The sequence below is a fragment of the Bhargavaea massiliensis genome, from assembly GCF_050480245.1.
Taxonomy (GTDB): Bacteria; Bacillota; Bacilli; order Bacillales; family Anoxybacillaceae; genus Anoxybacillus.
Window position 1 is genome coordinate 19,345 of sequence record NZ_JBCNEQ010000055.1, and the last position, 17,096, is coordinate 36,440.

Sequence of the window (17,096 nt, forward strand, 5' to 3'; positions counted from 1 at the left end):
AGAGTATGGAGAAAAATATTGGCGAAGCTATATTACGTGCATTACGCAATGGTACTGTACCAAGTGTTGGAACACATTTGCTACTTACCGGAAATAAAGAAGAAAAAGAATACTTAAACAAAGAATTAGACTATATTTCATTTGAAAACGACAATGGGCATGCTGGTTTTAAATTTATTTATGGGCCATATGGTTCCGGAAAATCTTTTTTATGTGAAGTACTAAAAGAAGATGCATTTAAAAAAGGATTTGTGGTATCTGAAGTGGTAATAAGTAAAGCTGTTCAACTCCAAAATTTTGAAACAGTATACCAAGCAATCATGACTGGACTGAGGACTAGTTCTCAAAGGGAATATTCTGCATTTAGACAAATAATTCAAGAATGGCTCTCAAAAGAAAAGAAAGATATTCTTCGTAAGTTTAATCTTGATCCAGACGAAAGTGATGAAGATGAGAAACAATTGATGGAACTTTTAGAACAAAGAATTAGCGATGAATTATCAAAAGCAAATGCAACGACACCCGGTATTGTTCAAGCCTTTCATAGTTTTTATAAAGGATTAATGGACGGTAACCGGCAGCTTTCTGACTGGGCACTAGGTTGGCTTGCTGGTGATAGTAGTATAGATCGAGCGGCTAAAGCAAAAATTGGAGTGACTGGTAAGGTTGATAAAACTAATGCTTTTGAGTTTTTACTTGCACTTCTTCATATTTTAAAATTGTCTGGATATAAAGGATTGTTAATCATTATTGATGAAGTAGAAACGGTACGGAAAGAGCGTAAAGATGTGAGATATCAAGCGTTTGAAAATTTAAGGTTTTTAATCGATATGGTAAGTAAAGACCGTCTAAAAGGATGTTACATGTTGTTTACAGGTACGGAAGAGCTAATTGAAAATGAGGATAGATCAATTAAGGAGCACGATGCCTTATTTTCAAGAATCAAACCTCTTTCTTTACAGCAAAAAGACGGGATCAATAAAGTATTTTCTACTCCTTTGATGAAATTGAATCGCTTTTCAACTGATCAATTAATTGAAATTTCCTACAAAGTACGTGATATTCACGGAATAGTTCATGAATGGGTACCAAGTACGGTTATTGATGATTCTTTTATTTCACAATATGTCAAGTCGTTCACTGTAGCGTTTGACCAAGAGATTACAGTTTTGCCTCGAACATTTCTGAGAGAATTCATATTTGTATTAGATGCGGCAAAAGAAGGAAATGATGTTAGATCATTGTTAAATATAGATTCTAATACTGTAGAGAGAATAAAACATAATATTGAAGTTGCTGGTGGAAGAGAAATGGCAGTTGATTTAGAATTATGAGCCAGTCCTTTCGATTGTTAACTAAGAGACTTCAACAAGGTATTATCGATCAATTAGGTTGGAAATCATTAAGAAGCGTACAGGAAAATAGTATTCCAGAAATATTATCAGGAAATAATGCCATCATACAAGCAGCGACTGCGGGGGGAAAGACAGAAGCTGCTTTCCTCCCTATATTAAGTATTATACACGATGAAGGTTTAGCACCTTTGTCAGCTATTTATATTAGTCCTATAAAAGCATTATTAAATAATCAAGAATATCGTTTAAAGAGGTTTACCTCATTAGTTGGTATTGATGCATTTAAATGGCATGGCGAAGTTTCGTCAAGTGATAAAAAACAATTTAAAAAAAGCCCTGAGCATATCATGGCAACAACACCTGAATCATTAGAAGTTCTTTTGATGAATGGAACTAATCGTTGTAACAGTCTATTTGAGAATCTTCGATTTATTGTCATTGATGAAGTACATTATTTTGCAGGGAATGATCGTGGTATACAACTAATGTCAATTATTGAGCGGATTCAACAATACTCTAAATATGATATTCAAAGAATTGGGCTATCTGCAACCATTGGAAATCCTAATGAATTATTAAATTGGATGCAAGGTACTAGTCAAAGAAATCAGTCGTGGATACAACCGGAACCAAATAGTAAAAGAAAAACAAAATTGTTTGTTAGATATATGAAGGAATGGTCCGACGAAGAACTCTCTAGAAAAGTAATTCCAGTATTAACAAAGCAAAAAAGTTTGTTTTTTGCTGATAGTAGATCTCTAGCTGAAAAAATCGCAAATACAGTGAATAATTTAGGTATTAAGAGCCGACTTCATCACTCTTCGATATCTAAAATTCATCGAGAATATACAGAATCCCTTTTGCAAAGTGAAAATGAACTTATGGTAGCTTGTACTAGCACAATGGAGTTAGGAATAGATGTAGGTGACCTAGATGTCATTTTACAGTATAATGCTCCAAATACTGTTTCTTCTTTTTTACAGCGGTTGGGACGAACCGGACGGAGAGAGGGAAGGCCTGCTCATTATGAATTTCTAACTGTTGACAGAGAAGCTTTGTTAAGAAGCATTGCCTTAGTAGAGTTAGCTCGCGAAAAGTGGGTGGAATCTGTAAGATTCTATACTCATTCTTATCATGTATTAATCCAACAAATCTTTTCGACTATTAGAGAAAAACAAGGTGCCACTCAAAAGCAACTGCTAACTTTGCTAAAGGGAAATCTAAATTTCAGCAGTATAAATGAAGATAGCTTCCGACAACTCTTAAATGGCTTAATTGAAGTAGGTTATTTATCAATTGTGGATGGAGTGTATTTTTTATCAGACGAGTTAGAAGAGAAATTTGCTCGAAAGAACTTCTTAGAGTTATGTTCGGTCTTTGAGACTTTTCCAGAGTTTGTTGTAAAGTATCAAAATCGAGATATTGGATCATTAGATTCGTGGTTCGTACAAGCTTTTTACAAGAGAAATGAGCCGTTTCTTTTTATTCTAAACGGTTACGTATGGAAAGCAGTTGAAATCGATAAAAAACGCTTTATAATCCATGTACAAAGAGCTGAAAAAGGGGCCATTCCATTATGGCAAGGTTCTAGCCAAAAAACATCATTTCATATTGCCCAAAAGATATTAAAGATTCTTTCAAGTAACGATGAGTATCCCTATATTGATCGAGATGCTAAAGAAAAATTGCAAGAATATCGAACAGATTTTCAATACTTCGGAATGAAACCCGGAATGATGGTAATTGAGGAGGAACCTAAAGGATTTACTCTTCATACTTTTGCAGGAGATGAAGTCAATTTTACATTGGCACTACTATTAAAACATTACACAGGTGCAGAAGTAAAATCAAATTACCAAAAAGTAAAGTTTAATTTGGAAGGCTATCCATCCGAACGACTTGAACAAATACTTGATCAGATAAAAAACAATACTAGTGAAGATGAATTATTAGAATTAGTACATTATGTTGGAGATATCAAAATCGCGAAATTTCAAAAATACTTGCCCGAATTCGCTGAGAAGTGTTTTCTAAGGGAGAGGTTGTTCGATTTAAATTTATTAAAAACTTTTCTGAATAATTGTGAGATCGAATTAAGAACTTTGTAAACTGATACTTTTGTTTATTAAGACTATGTGTAAGATTTCTTTAAATATCTTATGTAAACCACGCGGATTCAGTTTTTTGCCGTTTTTATTTAAAAATACCGGTTGGGAAGGATGGAGCTGATATTCTTCTAAACTTCCCATATAGCTCTTAATTAAAGGGACAACCATGGGATGAAGAGGGAGTAAGCGCTCTTTTTTTCCTTTCCCATATATGCGTATCGTGTTGTTCGATAAATCAATTTGTTCCCAAGTTAGTTCAACAATTTCAGATCTTCGCATACCCGTAGTGGCTAACAGTTTAAATAGAAGATGGTTTCGCATCGCCATTCGGCTATTGTCTTACTCCAAAAAATGGAACAGCTTTCGTAGTTCAGACAAAGACATATAAGTCGGTAATTTGCTATCCGTTTTAGGAGTATCAATTCCGATCATAAAATCGCTGTCGATTAGATTTTCTTTGACACAGTATTTACTGAACGATTTCAAGCAAGAAATTCTCCGATAGACCGTTCTAGGCTTGACATTTTCTTTTGTAATCTGATGCTGGATGAAGCGACGAACATGCGTTTTTGTAATGTCATGAAGTTGTACAGAATAACCGTGTTGAATTAAGAAGTTCTCGAAACATCTCAAATCATAAGCATAACCATCAACGGTGTTAAGTGAATAGTTTTTTTCAATTTGCAAGTACAACACAAATTCATCAATGGCTTGTCGAAACAACATAAAAAACACCTCCAGTTGATAATCAACGACCGATGATAATCGATAAAAAAATAATGATAACTCGTTTAAAAAATGATAATTCGTAGACACAAAAAATTATGAGGAACTTAGGTTAACAAGTTCCGGATAATTGATTTTATGGGTACTTGAGGGAAGAAACCCTCAAATTTCGGGAAAATTGATAAGTTTACATAACATAAATTATAGGAAGTTGAAAGAAAGAAATCTCAATAAATAAGTAAACTTTTGTTTTTGAGACAAAACAAAAAAAATATAAACGCAGCTGTTTGCTGTTTATAGTTAACTACAAAAACGAACAGCTGCGTTTGGCGATGAACTACGCACCACATTATCCGTCCTTTCTCATTTCACAAAAAATAAAATTAAGCAATATCTTCGTTGTAATAGCGAACACCTTTATATTGAATGCGGATCGGAATTTGTTTCTCACGCTCATGCTGGCGACATAATTTTTTTGCTTTTGTGCACGCATCCATCATTCCATCAGCAATAATTGCTTCTTCCCATACAATTGGTTGTTGATGATGTGTGCTAAAAGTGAAAATGTACTGTTTCATATAAATCCTCCTTTCTTTTTCTTTTATATTCAACCATTCATTATTATAATGTAAATCTGTATTACAATAAAGATTGAAACTGTTACAACATTGTAAACTTTTACAATAAAGTTTGTAAATAAAAACACCCGAAACATTGGGTGTTTTTACAATTTGTATAACAATAATTTCCTTAACAATGGCGCTAAAAATGTTGGCAATTGCTCTACATTTGGAACAAGTACACTATAATGCCCATATATATTTTCGATCGTTTTTTGTTGACTTTCGGTAATCATTCCGTTAGCTAAAAACACATTTACTACTTCAATTTGTAATTTCCGCGCTTCCATGACCGCTTCATGTGTATCTACAATTCCGTTTTGATCATACCCGAAAGCCGCTGGTTCTCCGTCAGAAAAGACAAGTAAAAATTTTTGTTTTTCACTTCTTTTCTGCAACTCTTGCGTCATTAACCGAATAGCAAAACCATCACGATTATCTTCTTGGGGTTCAAGTTGCATAATCTCCGTACCATGTCTCATTTTTAAAGACATATCAAAATCGATAACGGTTTGGAAATAATTTGGTTGATAAGATGAGTTTGCTTCGTTTGTATCCTCCCAAAAACCGACAATTTTATGCGGAACACGGAGCGATTTGAGCGACTCGTGGAATAAAACAATTCCCCTTTTTGTTTCTTCCATTTTGTCATACATCGATGCCGAACAATCGACAAGCAATACAAAAACAGCATCTAACAATGGAGATGTTTCATGTTTTTTATAAAATAAACGCGGATGTTCCTCCATAAAAAAGCGTAATAGCTTTTTGTTTAAACGTCCTGCATGCAAGTCTGTGCGCGGGTGTATTTTTTTATGTTCAAGCACTTTTTCGATCGTTTGCGTTAATTTTTTTTGATATGGTACAATCGTTTCCCGATGGTGTTCATATTTTCTGATTTGCTCTACTGTCGGTGGCGAGGCAGTCACAAATATCGGCCTAGCATACCGATTCTCTTTTCCGTATTCGCACACTGAACGTCCAACAAGTTCTTGGCGTTGCTCTTGTTGTTCTAGTTGTGCATAATCATTATGTGTCGTTTTTTGTGATGAGCCATGCACAATTCCAAGTGCTTGATCTCCCGCTTCACCTTGCCGAATGCCTTCCCCGAGTAAATCCGTCTGTGAGCCTTGTTCTAAATCAAACTGTAAAAAACTATTCGTCATATCGCTTGTTTCGCGATGCCATGTATGCATCACCTCTTGAAAAACGTCTTCATTTTCTGCTTTTTTATCAAGCACATCATGATTTTTTAGCGGATCTTTACGGCGAATATCCGCTCTTTCTTCTTGTTGATCAATGTAAATGTATGCAGGGAGATGAAAATACGTATTTAGCATATCGGCATCTAATAATTCTTCTAACACATCTATGATTGTAAGGACAATACGTGAAATATGAGCAGTTGATTTTGCATCATATACGTATCGTATTTCACGCTCAATAAACGGGAGGGCTAATCGTAAATGTTCAGGGAGAAAATCGTTTTGCGCTGGTTGTTCCGCTGTTAATAGTAAATATAAATAATTAAACAACGCATCTGTATGGACGCTTTTTACCATATTTACATTCCATTGTGTTTGAAAATAATGACGATATACATGCTTCCGAATTGCGAATGCTTTTTTCGTTCCAGCGCGATCAAGTCGACATATATCTTCTAAACGAAGATCTTCGAGCAAAACAAACAATTGTTTCGCAAAATTCGGGATAGAGTACGGCTGGATTTGATTAAGAAAGAAAATAATATCATCATCATCTGTATGATAAAAATTCCCAATCGTTCGCAAAAATACATCGCTTTTTAATCCATATACGTAATGCTCTTTCGGACGATTATCCCAAAAATGACTAACAACGACTTTTTTATGTTTCCGATCAAGATACGACTGATAACCAAATTCGAGCTCCATTTGCTCATCTTTTGTTAATGTTTTCACTAAATCAGATAGCTCCATAAACAAAAAAGAATCGACTTTTTTATCGTTAAACATAATAAAACGATTCATTTAGCCACCCTCATTCATCAAACAACGTTTCTGCCAAATTACGCACAGCAGCTTTTTCGCGATCATCTTCTAATTTTTCAACAATAGCGCGCTCGATCGCTCGTAACGGTGGAATGTACACAGCTAAATCGCAAGCATCAATTAATGCCCGAATCGATGCTGCTTCCTCTGATACATATCCTTGCTTCACTTGAACAATTAAATCGGCAGACAACGTAACAAAACGATTTAATAATGTCTCATTTGTTAACTTCGTTTGCTGTTGTAAAATACGTTTTAATGCCTCCCCTTGAACATACGGTACATCAATAACAACAAAGCGATTTTTTAACGCTTCATTTAGCGGAACCGTCCCGACATATCCTTCATTAATCGCTGCAATAACACCAAATGTTGGTTTTGCCTTTACAACTTCAGCAGTAAATGGATTTGTAATCATTTTTCGATAATCGAGCACTCCGTTTAAAATTGGTAACGTCTCTGGCTTAGCCATATTAATTTCATCAATGTATAATAAATGCCCTTTTGTCATCGCTTGAATGACCGGTCCAGGAATAAATTCAATCGTCGCTTGTCCGTTCGTTTGTTGGATTGTTTTAAATCCAAGCATCGCTTCAGCATCTAAATCGATCGAACAGTTAATGCTATGCATTGGCTGTCCAAAGAAAAGCGATAACGTTTCGGCTAGTTTTGTTTTCCCTGATCCTGTCGGCCCCTTTAACAACACATTTTTTCCTAGAGCCAAAGCAATAATTGCGTCATATAAAATGGACTCATGAGCGGGTGTATATGCCGTATATTCAGCCTGTTCGTCTATGTTATTTTTAAACATCTCTCTTCTTTCTTTAACGATCGCTTCAATCGTTTCTGGTAGTGTAAATGACTGTGTATAAATCATGATGTCATTCCTCTCTATATTTTCATACGTACGTATTGTACAAAAAACAAATGAATTTGTGCAAACAAAAGAACAGTTTAACATAATTGTATTATGTTAACAAAATATAAAAAGGAGAGCCACTCGGCTTTATCGACTTTTGACGAGTAGCTCAACTGCTTCTTGAATTAATTTTTCACTTTCTAATGACCCTGTTTCAATATCTTTGCGAATGCAACGTTCCAAATTAGCGCTTACGACAACTGCAATGGCACGATCTACAGCGCTACGAATGGCTGATAGTTGCGCGACAACTTCTTTGCAGTCTTTTTGCTCGTCCATCATTTTGAGCACACCACGAACTTGTCCTTCGATTCGTTTTAACCGGTTTTTGACTTGGTTATCGTATGTCATGTTTATCGAACTCCCTTTCTTATATACCCTTATAAGTATATTAAATGAAACATCATTCTTTTGTCAACTAAAATTATCTTTAATCGCTTTACGAATGAGCGCTTCACAGCGATCCAGTTCTGTTTTTAGTTGTCGTTTATATAGCTGGGCTTTTTTATATCCTTCCTCAGTAAAACGATAATAAACAACCTCCTGATATTTCATCCCTTCTTTCTTCTTTTTCACTTGTTCTAAAATTCCATCTTCAATTAAATCGTGTAATGCTTTATACACTTCGGAATGATTTGGACGATAACCAAATGGTTGAAACTCTTCGCGAAGTACGTCTAACAATTTAAGCCCGTACAGTCGTTCTTGTTCTGTTAACGTAATTAAGTATAGTTTTAAAAACGCTCGTTGTTTTAGTAAAAATCCACTCGGCCTTCTTTTTTCACTCATCTTTTTTCCTCCTCCTTTCACATGACACATTCTTCATCTAAAAGAAAATCCCTTCCTTACTTCATTATAATTGAACATTTTTATTTTTATTCAATTTTTATTTAGAACATAGTTTTATTATATAAATTTTCACAAAAAAGAAGAGGGGATTCCCTCTTCTTCTCTATTTTACTTGAACACAATTGTTTTGTTTTCATGAATAATCACGCGATCTTCTAAATGCCATTTTAATGCGCGGACAAGGACGGTTTTTTCGATCATGCGTCCTATTCGTTTTAAGTCTTCTACATGATGTTTATGATCGACTCGCTCGACATCTTGTTCAATAATTGGTCCTTCATCTAAATCATCTGTTACATAATGAGAAGTGGCCCCGATCAGCTTCACCCCACGTTGATAAGCTTGTTCATACGGCCGAGCACCAATAAACGCTGGTAAAAACGAGTGATGAATATTAATGATTTGCGCTGGAAACGTTGCAACAAATTGAGGCGATAAAATTTGCATATAACGAGCAAGTACAATGACATCAATACCATATTCCTTTAACAATTGTATTTGTTTTGCTTCTGCTTCCTGTTTTGTTTCTTTTGTCACAGGTATGTAATAGTACGGAATTCCAAATGACTCCACTGTTTCTCTCATTTGTTCATGATTGCTAATAACTAGAGCAAAATCCGCAAGCAATTCACCCGCTTGCCACTCCCACAGTAACTCTAATAAACAATGCTCCTCTTTTGAAACGAATATAGCTATTTTTTTTATATGCGTATGCAAACTAAGTCGCCATTTCATCTCAAAACGTTGCGCAATCACCGCAAATTTCTTTTCCATTTCTTCTTTTCTTTCGGATATATTTGGGGCATCAAACTCAATTCGCAAAAAAAACGTACCACCTTCAGGATCTGTCGAATATTGACTCGACTCAACAATATTAGCTCCTTGCTCATACAAAAAAGTTGTGACAGCAGCAACGATTCCTGGTTGATCTGGACATGAAATAAGCAAACGTGCTCGATGTTTATATTTGTCCATAAACTTTTGAACGTGTTTCTGCTGAAAATACATTATAACTTCCTCCCCCTGACAGAAAAATGATAATAGCAAATATTATAACAAATAGTCGAGAACATGTCTCGACTATTTGTTTTTACTCGGTATTTTCCATAATCCAAACGCCCTTTTCCGCATAGAAGCAGGCTGTTTAACAGGAGAAGAAAGATACGTATATAATGCACCCATAAATAATGAACCACCAACAATATTACCAAGTGTGACAGGTACGATGTTATGAATAACTCCAGCCACGTGAATCGTATCTGGATGTTGAACAGCCAGAGCAAGAGAGAAAATAACAAAATTCGCGATAGAGTGTTCATATCCTGAAGCAAAAAAGATAAAAACGATTAAAATCATCGCAAACATTTTTGCGGTATCTTCCTTCATTTGCATTGGAATAAAAATAGCCAAACAAACGAGCCAGTTACACAAAATCCCTTTAACAAATAATTGCATCGTTGTTGCATGCATTTTTTTCGATGCGATGTTGAACAGTAAATGATCCATCGGAATATCGTGAAAAATACCCGACTGTGCGATTAAAAAGGCAAATAAAATAGCACCAAGCAAGTTACCGCTATAACAAGTTATCCAGTTACGAAGCGTATCTCCAATTGTCGTTTCTTTTTGTAACGTGCTAACAGTAAAATACATTGTATTTCCTGTAAACAGCTCCGCTCCACCGTATATAATAAGAACAAGGGCAATTCCGAAAAAGATGCCGCTCACTAAATAAGTTGCTGGTGAGTGCGCTTCATAAAAATATTGGCCGACACGCACACAAAGAATAAGAGCAAAACCGATATATATACCTGCCAAAGCGGCACGAATCATGTATTGAAGCGGTGATTTGCGCAAAATCTCCCGTTTCTTTAATGCTAGCTCCTTACACGTTTGTAAAGCTTCCATTGTTCCCTCACTTCTCTTTCTCTGTTTTGTGATGTTTTTCACACTCTATCCTACCTCTCTTCCTTCTGTTTTTCAATGTATTTATGTAAATGTTAAAAGAACTGTCAACACTTTATTTTTGTAAGCGATTGCGCAAAAATAACTATTGCAATTTTTTGTCGTGTTGTTCTCTCCTTTTGCAAATTGACGCAGAAATATATTAATATAAGAAGGGTGTAAAATTTTTGTTATAGGAGGAAGCTATGAACTACATCAAAGAAGAGAACGGTCAATTATGGTTAACAGAAGATGAACGTGAAAATTTAAAAATTAGTTATCGCATAAAAAAAGTCATTTACTCCGAGCACTCACCATTTCAACATGTCATGATTTTAGACTCATACGACTTCGGAAGAATGCTCGTGCTAGATGGGGTCGTACAAACAACTTCGATCGATGGTCATATTTATAATGAAATGATCACACATGTCCCTCTTTCTCTTCATCCGTCGCCAAAAAAAGTTTTAATTATTGGTGGGGGCGATTGCGGCGCAGCTCGCGAAGTGACGAAATATGCAGGGGTAGAAGAAATACATCTCGTTGAAATTGATGAACTTGTTGTTCAAGCATGTAAAGCGTATTTACCTGAAGTATCTGGAAATCTTTCTGATCCACGTGTGCAATACGTATATAAAGATGGCGTTCAGTTTGTAAAAGATCACGTCAATACGTACGATATCATTATTATTGATTCGTCTGATCCAATCGGCCCTGCTCAAGTATTATTTGAATACGATTTTTACAAAAGTGTACATGAAGCATTAAAAGAAGACGGGATGATGGTTTGTCAAAGTCAATCCCCTATTTTCCATATGAATGTATTGAAACAAACATATACAAATATTCGTCATTTATTTCCGTACGCACACGTATATACAGCTACTGTTCCAACATATCCTGGTGGGCTATGGAGCTTTACTCTCGGAACAAAACAAGTTGTTTCATTTGAGCGCCTCAATACATTTGCAAAACAAACGAAATACGTAAATGCTGATGTATTAAACCAATGCTTTTGTCTGCCGCAATTTATGAAAGAACATCTGCAATCGTAGTCGGCATCATTCCGGCTACGATTGTTAAAGAAAAAAGATGCCCATGTGGACATCTTTTTCACATTTATTTACTTTCTTTTTTTTGTGCATACATCGCCGCATGTCTTTTAATTTCACCAATTAATCGCATTTCATCTTGCTTAGAAATCTCTAATGAAAGACCGTATTGAAACTCATTTGCATATGCTTTTTTCCAAATCACAATGCCTCGAACGACTATTGGTTGATCGACAATCTTAAACTGCAACTCCACTTCGATTTCACCTTTTGCGGAGTCAATGGGTAAATTTAAGTTTGTCTCCAGTCGAATACCGCGTGGACTAATGTCGTGAATTTCAGCTGCTCCTTTATCTGTTTCGACTTCTCGTTCACCGATACGTGTGATACGAAACGTACATGGAAGCGGTTGACCAAATTGATATCGAAAAGGCTCTTGGCGTTTAAATCTCATCATAAATCCCCCACATAAAATTATACACCTTTTTCAATATAATTGAAATCCCAAATGAATTCAAGGGAATTATGACCATTTCACCCACGTATCCGTAACGTTACCAACTTCATCACAATCAAGCACGTATGTCACATTGCCATATCGATCGCTTAATCGTAGCTCGTCAACGTTCACTTCTTCAATTATTCCTTTCTCTGTTTTTAAAACAACATGTCCGTGTGAAAGGAAATGACAGCTTACTACTCGATGCGGATTTGTTTTCACTTCTTTAATAAGAAGCTGGCCCCGTTTCGCGCGAGTCGATTCGTCAATTTCCGTTCGAGCTATTTTTTTCACCGCCCCACGTTTTGTTACAAGAACAACGTTTTCCTCTGTCGCTTGTTGACCAGAAACGACACAATCTCCATCTTTTAGATGGACTCCTTTTACTCCCGCTGCACGAACACCAACTTCTCCGATTTCTTCTTCTTGAAATAACAAACCGTATCCGTATTGTGTCATGAGAAATACACGTCCAACGCCATCTGTTCGATACACATGCACAACTTCATCATCCTCTTTTAATCGCATAGCTACAAGTGGTTTAGAATACCGTTGTGCCTTATAATGAACGAGGCTTGTTTTTTTTACCAATCCTTGTTTCGTAATAAATAATAAATATCCATTTGAAAAATCTACAATCGGGATGGCGCTAATTAGTTGTTCATCACGATCAATCGGGATTATATTAGAGATGTGCTGACCGAGATCTTTCCAGCGAATGTCAGGAAGTTCATAAACAGGACAATATAAGTAATTCCCTTTATTTGTGAATAACAATAACGTATGTGTTGTATTCATCTCAAACATCCCGAGCAACCTATCTCCCTCTTTCATACCAATATCTTGTCCGTTAGAGGCGCTGTAAGAGCGAAGACTTGTTCGTTTCATATATCCATCTTTTGTAACAGTGACGATCACATCCTCTTCTGGAACAACAACGTTCATTTCGATTTTAATTTCTTTTATTTCTTCTTCAATCATCGTTCTTCGCTCGTCACCGTACATTTTTTTCATTTTTCTTAAGTCAGCTTTAATTACAGATAGAAGCTTTTTCTCGCTATCTAAAATAGCTGTTAATTCCTCGATTTTGCGATTTAACGCATTTGCTTCTTCACGCAAATCATCAATATCTGTATTTGTTAGACGATACAACTGCAATGTAACGATTGCTTCCGCTTGAGGCTCTGTAAATCCATAGCGATTCATCAAATTCCCTTTGGCGTCTTTTTTATCCTGCGAAGCACGAATCGTTGCAATGACATCATCTAAAATCGACATAGCTTTCATTAACCCTTCAACAATATGAGCACGTTCTTTTGCTTTTCCCAATTCATAACGCGAACGATTGGTAACGACTTCTTTTTGATGTTCAATATACGCATCTAATAGTTGTGGTAAGCTTAATAACTTTGGGCGACGCTCATGAATAGCAACCATATTAAAATTGTACGTGATCTGCAAATCTGTGTTTTTATATAAATAGTTCAAAATGCCCTCTGCATTCCCGTCTTTTCTCACTTCAATGACAATACGTAACCCTGTGCGATCCGTTTCGTCACGCACATCAATAATTCCGTCTAACTTTTTTTCAAGCCGCAATTCATCAATTTTTTTAACTAAATTGGCTTTATTTACTTCGTAAGGGATTTCCGTAATAACAATCGCTTGTTTGCCACCTTTTCCTTGCTCGATCGTTGCTTTGCCGCGAATAATTATTTTCCCTTTTCCGGTTTCGTAGGCGGCTTTAATCCCTTCTTTTCCTTGGATGATACCGCCCGTTGGAAAATCTGGCCCTTGTAATACAGTCATTAAATCATCGACCGTACAAGTTGGATGATCAATACGCATAATGACGGCATCAATGACTTCTCCTAAATGATGCGGTGGAATTTCTGTCGCATAACCAGCTGAAATGCCTGTTGAACCATTAACAAGCAAATTCGGAAACATCGCTGGCAACACAACCGGCTCTTTGCTTGTATCATCGAAGTTCGGTACAAACTCTACTGTTTCCTTATCGATGTCGCGCAATAATTCCGAGGCGATGGCGGATAATCTAGCTTCTGTATAACGCATCGCTGCTGGTGGATCCCCATCAATACTTCCGTTATTCCCATGCATTTCAATGAGCACGTTTCTTACTTTCCATTCTTGACTCATGCGAACCATCGCTTCATATACAGAAGAATCGCCATGCGGGTGGAAATTACCAATGACATTTCCGACGGTTTTGGCTGATTTGCGAAACGGTTTGTCGTACGTATTCCCATCTACATACATCGCATATAAAATGCGACGTTGCACCGGTTTTAATCCATCGCGCACATCAGGCAGAGCACGTTCTTGAATAATATATTTACTATATCGACCAAATCGGTCTCCTAAGACATCTTCAAACGGTAAATCTAATACACGTTCCATGTTCTTATTCCCCCTCAGCTGTCATCACATGATCATTTTCTAAAATGTTTACGTCTTCCTCTAAACCGAATTGTACATTGGACTCAATCCATTTTCTTCTCGGCTCTACTTTATCACCCATTAATGTCGTTACGCGACGTTCAGCACGTGCTGCATCATCAATACGAACACGAATAAGCGTCCGCGTTTCAGGGTTCATTGTCGTCTCCCATAATTGATCCGCATTCATTTCCCCAAGTCCTTTATACCGCTGAATCGTATATCCTTTTCCGATCTTTTTCAAAATCGATTGTAGTTGTTCATCTGTCCATGCATATTCAACCACTTCTTTTTTGCCAACTTTTTTACTCACTTTATAAAGTGGTGGAAGGGCGATAAACACCTTACCAGCTTCAATGAGCGGACGCATATAGCGATAAAAAAAAGTTAACAACAACACTTGAATGTGTGCTCCGTCCGTATCTGCGTCAGTCATAATGATCACTTTGTCATAATGAATATCATCAAGCGAAAAATCTGCTCCCACACCGCCACCGATCGCGTGAATGATTGTATTAATTTCTTCATTTTTAAAAATGTCGGTGAGTTTCGCTTTCTCCGTGTTAATCACCTTTCCTCGAAGAGGTAATACAGCTTGAAAACGACGATCACGCCCTTGTTTAGCAGAACCGCCTGCTGAATCCCCCTCGACTAAATATAATTCATTTTTTTGTGGATTGCGTGTTTGGGCTGGGGTTAATTTTCCGCTTAATACATGTTCTTTTCCTTTGCGCTTTTTTCCAGATCGTGCTTCTTCCCGTGCTTTTCGAGCTTCTTCACGCGCCTGAAACGCACGAATCGCCTTTTTAATTAACATCGTTGCAACATCTGGGTTTTCATTTAAAAAGTACGTCAGCTGCTCGCTAACGACCGCTTCGACTATGGAACGAGCCTCAGGTGTTCCTAGTTTTCCTTTCGTTTGTCCTTCAAATTGCAAGAGCGCTTCAGGAATACGAACCGATACAATGGCAGATAGTCCTTCACGAATGTCTGCACCTTCTAAATTTTTATCTCGTTCTTTCAATAAACCTGCTTTTCGTGCATATTCGTTAAACACGCGAGTCATGGCCGTTTTAGCTCCAATTTCATGCGTTCCCCCGTCTTTTGTTCGCACATGGTTAACAAACGAAAGCATATGCTCTGCATAACCGTCATGAAATTGGAAGGCAAACTCTACTTCAATGCCGTTTTGCTCACCGCTAAAAAATACGACAGGATGTAACACATCTTTTTCTTCGTTTAAATATTTTACAAACGCCTCAATTCCACTTTCATAGTAAAATGTATCATGTAAACCTGTTCGTTCATCATATAATTCGATTTTTAAGCCCTTTAATAAAAATGCAGATTCACGCAAACGCTCACTAATCGTTTCATAATGAAACGTTGTCGTACTAAAAATCGTTGGATCCGGTTTAAATCGAATTGTCGTTCCTGTTTGTTTTGTTACTCCAATTCTCTCCAGGGTAGTCACAGGTTTTCCACCATGTTCAAACCGTTGGTAGTACACAAATCCGTCACGTTGAATCGTCACTTCTAACCATTCAGATAAAGCGTTCACAACAGAGGCGCCAACGCCATGCAAACCGCCACTCGTTTTATATCCTCCCTGACCAAACTTTCCGCCTGCATGTAAAACCGTTAAAATGACTTCTGGGGTTGGTTTTCCTAATTTATGCATACCTGTAGGCATCCCACGTCCTTCATCTTGGACGCTTACACTTTGATCACTATGTATCGTTACAACAATGCGTCTCCCATATCCTGCGAGCGCCTCATCGACCGCATTATCAACAATTTCATATACGAGATGATGCAGACCGCGACTATCTGTACTTCCGATATACATGCCCGGTCGTTTACGAACAGCTTCTAATCCTTCCAACACTTGAATCGTATCTTCGTTATATGTAAGAAGTTGTTTATCTGTCACAATCATTCCCCTTTCACAACAAGAACATTTGTTTCTATTTTTTTGACTTTCTCTATTTTAACATACATTCGTAAAACGTCCAACGTCATGAAGAAAAAGAACGACCATTACAAAAGAATGGTCGTTTTTAACGTGTGAGCGCATGTTCTACTTTGATGCAGCGATCCATCACAACCGTATAGCCTTTTTCTGTTAAGTCACGGTACACTTCTTCATCATACACACCTAATTGCGCCCAAAACACGTCTGCATCCATTCGGACAAATTGATCAGCAATTTCACGTAGATGTTCGGAGCGTCGAAACACATTAACAATATCTACATGCCCTTCAATATCTGTTAATGTCGCGACGGCTGGGATACCTTCCCATTCTTTAATGAGCGGGTTGACCGGAATAATTTCATACCCTGCTTCTTTCATCGCTTTCGCAACCATGTAAGATGTGCGCTCCGGACGATCTGACAGTCCTACCACAGCAATTCGCTTTGCTTTGTTTAAAATTTGTTTGATTTGTTCACGACTTGGATTCATATCATCTGCCTCCCATGATAAACTAGTATTTCTTCATATAAAAAAATAATCCTGCCTTCATTTTTTAAA

At 36.9% G+C, this 17,096-nt stretch carries 16 protein-coding genes; 3 read left to right on the top strand and 13 right to left on the bottom strand.

Annotated elements, in window-relative coordinates; genetic code table 11:
- Positions 1-5 precede the first annotated feature (5 nt).
- The gene (locus ABEV15_RS10685; protein WP_498853188.1) at positions 6-1,334 is read left to right on the top strand and encodes a BREX system ATP-binding domain-containing protein; all 1,329 of its coding nucleotides are present in this window, start codon (positions 6-8) and stop codon (positions 1,332-1,334) included.
- Positions 1,331-3,463 carry a DEAD/DEAH box helicase gene (locus ABEV15_RS10690; protein ID WP_498853189.1) on the top strand — a complete coding sequence of 711 codons (2,133 nt, stop codon included), beginning with the start codon at positions 1,331-1,333 and terminating at the stop codon, positions 3,461-3,463. The genes ABEV15_RS10685 and ABEV15_RS10690 overlap by 4 nt, the downstream gene beginning before the upstream one ends.
- Here ABEV15_RS10690 and ABEV15_RS10695 read toward each other — a convergent pair.
- From ABEV15_RS10695 to ABEV15_RS10735, 9 genes are all read right to left on the bottom strand, one after another.
- Complete coding sequence (locus ABEV15_RS10695; protein ID WP_498853190.1) at positions 3,449-3,790, bottom strand: tyrosine-type recombinase/integrase; 342 nt, start codon at positions 3,788-3,790, stop codon at positions 3,449-3,451. The two genes, ABEV15_RS10690 and ABEV15_RS10695, sit on opposite strands and share 15 nt — an antisense overlap.
- A gap of 12 nt (positions 3,791-3,802) precedes the next feature.
- Positions 3,803-4,189, bottom strand: a complete 387-nt coding sequence (locus ABEV15_RS10700) for a tyrosine-type recombinase/integrase (RefSeq protein WP_498853191.1) — start codon at positions 4,187-4,189, stop codon at positions 3,803-3,805.
- A gap of 383 nt (positions 4,190-4,572) precedes the next feature.
- On the bottom strand, positions 4,573-4,767 hold the full coding sequence (locus tag ABEV15_RS10705) for a hypothetical protein (RefSeq protein WP_498853192.1): 195 nt from the start codon (positions 4,765-4,767) through the stop codon (positions 4,573-4,575).
- Between the two features lie 146 nt (positions 4,768-4,913).
- Positions 4,914-6,818: a vWA domain-containing protein gene (locus ABEV15_RS10710; RefSeq protein WP_498853193.1), complete on the bottom strand. Its 1,905-nt coding sequence runs from the start codon at positions 6,816-6,818 to the stop codon at positions 4,914-4,916.
- 10 nt (positions 6,819-6,828) lie between these two features.
- Positions 6,829-7,650, bottom strand: a complete 822-nt coding sequence (locus tag ABEV15_RS10715) for an AAA family ATPase (protein ID WP_498853242.1) — start codon at positions 7,648-7,650, stop codon at positions 6,829-6,831.
- Between the two features lie 195 nt (positions 7,651-7,845).
- Positions 7,846-8,109 carry a metal-sensitive transcriptional regulator gene (locus ABEV15_RS10720; RefSeq protein ID WP_003397198.1) on the bottom strand — a complete coding sequence of 88 codons (264 nt, stop codon included), beginning with the start codon at positions 8,107-8,109 and terminating at the stop codon, positions 7,846-7,848.
- A gap of 63 nt (positions 8,110-8,172) precedes the next feature.
- A complete protein-coding gene (locus ABEV15_RS10725; RefSeq protein WP_498853194.1) occupies positions 8,173-8,547 on the bottom strand; it encodes a replication termination protein in 375 nt (124 codons plus the stop codon).
- Positions 8,548-8,715: 168 nt separating this feature from the next.
- Positions 8,716-9,615, bottom strand: coding sequence for a formyltetrahydrofolate deformylase (purU, locus tag ABEV15_RS10730; RefSeq protein ID WP_498853195.1), 900 nt, complete (start codon positions 9,613-9,615; stop codon positions 8,716-8,718).
- A gap of 72 nt (positions 9,616-9,687) precedes the next feature.
- Complete coding sequence (locus ABEV15_RS10735) at positions 9,688-10,515, bottom strand: formate/nitrite transporter family protein (protein ID WP_498853196.1); 828 nt, start codon at positions 10,513-10,515, stop codon at positions 9,688-9,690.
- Positions 10,516-10,757: 242 nt separating this feature from the next.
- Here ABEV15_RS10735 and speE point away from each other — a divergent pair, with 242 nt between their 5' ends.
- Positions 10,758-11,606: a polyamine aminopropyltransferase gene (speE, locus tag ABEV15_RS10740; RefSeq protein ID WP_498853197.1), complete on the top strand. Its 849-nt coding sequence runs from the start codon at positions 10,758-10,760 to the stop codon at positions 11,604-11,606.
- A 64-nt stretch (positions 11,607-11,670) separates the two neighbouring features.
- On the opposite strand, the gene ABEV15_RS10745 is transcribed toward speE, so the two are convergent.
- The 4 genes from ABEV15_RS10745 to ABEV15_RS10760 form a co-directional block, all read right to left on the bottom strand.
- Complete coding sequence (locus ABEV15_RS10745; protein WP_498853198.1) at positions 11,671-12,057, bottom strand: PilZ domain-containing protein; 387 nt, start codon at positions 12,055-12,057, stop codon at positions 11,671-11,673.
- 69 nt (positions 12,058-12,126) lie between these two features.
- Positions 12,127-14,523, bottom strand: coding sequence for a DNA topoisomerase IV subunit A (parC, locus tag ABEV15_RS10750; protein WP_429634294.1), 2,397 nt, complete (start codon positions 14,521-14,523; stop codon positions 12,127-12,129).
- Between the two features lie 4 nt (positions 14,524-14,527).
- The gene (gene parE / locus ABEV15_RS10755) at positions 14,528-16,501 is read right to left on the bottom strand and encodes a DNA topoisomerase IV subunit B (RefSeq protein ID WP_498853199.1); all 1,974 of its coding nucleotides are present in this window, start codon (positions 16,499-16,501) and stop codon (positions 14,528-14,530) included.
- Positions 16,502-16,622: 121 nt separating this feature from the next.
- Entirely contained in the window at positions 16,623-17,027 is a 405-nt protein-coding gene (locus ABEV15_RS10760; protein WP_498853200.1) for a CoA-binding protein, read from the bottom strand.
- Between the last annotated feature and the right edge of the window lie 69 nt (positions 17,028-17,096).

Excerpts from the sequence above, each read along its gene's own strand:
- ABEV15_RS10685 (WP_498853188.1), top strand. The coding sequence starts at position 6 with ATGGAGAAAAATATTGGCGAAGCTATATTACGTGCATTACGCAATGGT.
- ABEV15_RS10690 (WP_498853189.1), top strand. The coding sequence starts at position 1,331 with ATGAGCCAGTCCTTTCGATTGTTAACTAAGAGACTTCAACAAGGTATT.
- ABEV15_RS10695 (WP_498853190.1), bottom strand. The coding sequence starts at position 3,790 with ATGGCGATGCGAAACCATCTTCTATTTAAACTGTTAGCCACTACGGGT.
- ABEV15_RS10700 (WP_498853191.1), bottom strand. The coding sequence starts at position 4,189 with ATGTTGTTTCGACAAGCCATTGATGAATTTGTGTTGTACTTGCAAATT.
- ABEV15_RS10705 (WP_498853192.1), bottom strand. The coding sequence starts at position 4,767 with ATGAAACAGTACATTTTCACTTTTAGCACACATCATCAACAACCAATT.
- ABEV15_RS10710 (WP_498853193.1), bottom strand. The coding sequence starts at position 6,818 with ATGAATCGTTTTATTATGTTTAACGATAAAAAAGTCGATTCTTTTTTG.
- ABEV15_RS10715 (WP_498853242.1), bottom strand. The coding sequence starts at position 7,650 with ATGTTTAAAAATAACATAGACGAACAGGCTGAATATACGGCATATACA.
- ABEV15_RS10720 (WP_003397198.1), bottom strand. The coding sequence starts at position 8,109 with ATGACATACGATAACCAAGTCAAAAACCGGTTAAAACGAATCGAAGGA.
- ABEV15_RS10725 (WP_498853194.1), bottom strand. The coding sequence starts at position 8,547 with ATGAGTGAAAAAAGAAGGCCGAGTGGATTTTTACTAAAACAACGAGCG.
- purU (WP_498853195.1), bottom strand. The coding sequence starts at position 9,615 with ATGTATTTTCAGCAGAAACACGTTCAAAAGTTTATGGACAAATATAAA.
- ABEV15_RS10735 (WP_498853196.1), bottom strand. The coding sequence starts at position 10,515 with ATGGAAGCTTTACAAACGTGTAAGGAGCTAGCATTAAAGAAACGGGAG.
- speE (WP_498853197.1), top strand. The coding sequence starts at position 10,758 with ATGAACTACATCAAAGAAGAGAACGGTCAATTATGGTTAACAGAAGAT.
- ABEV15_RS10745 (WP_498853198.1), bottom strand. The coding sequence starts at position 12,057 with ATGAGATTTAAACGCCAAGAGCCTTTTCGATATCAATTTGGTCAACCG.
- parC (WP_429634294.1), bottom strand. The coding sequence starts at position 14,523 with ATGGAACGTGTATTAGATTTACCGTTTGAAGATGTCTTAGGAGACCGA.
- parE (WP_498853199.1), bottom strand. The coding sequence starts at position 16,501 with ATGATTGTGACAGATAAACAACTTCTTACATATAACGAAGATACGATT.
- ABEV15_RS10760 (WP_498853200.1), bottom strand. The coding sequence starts at position 17,027 with ATGAATCCAAGTCGTGAACAAATCAAACAAATTTTAAACAAAGCAAAG.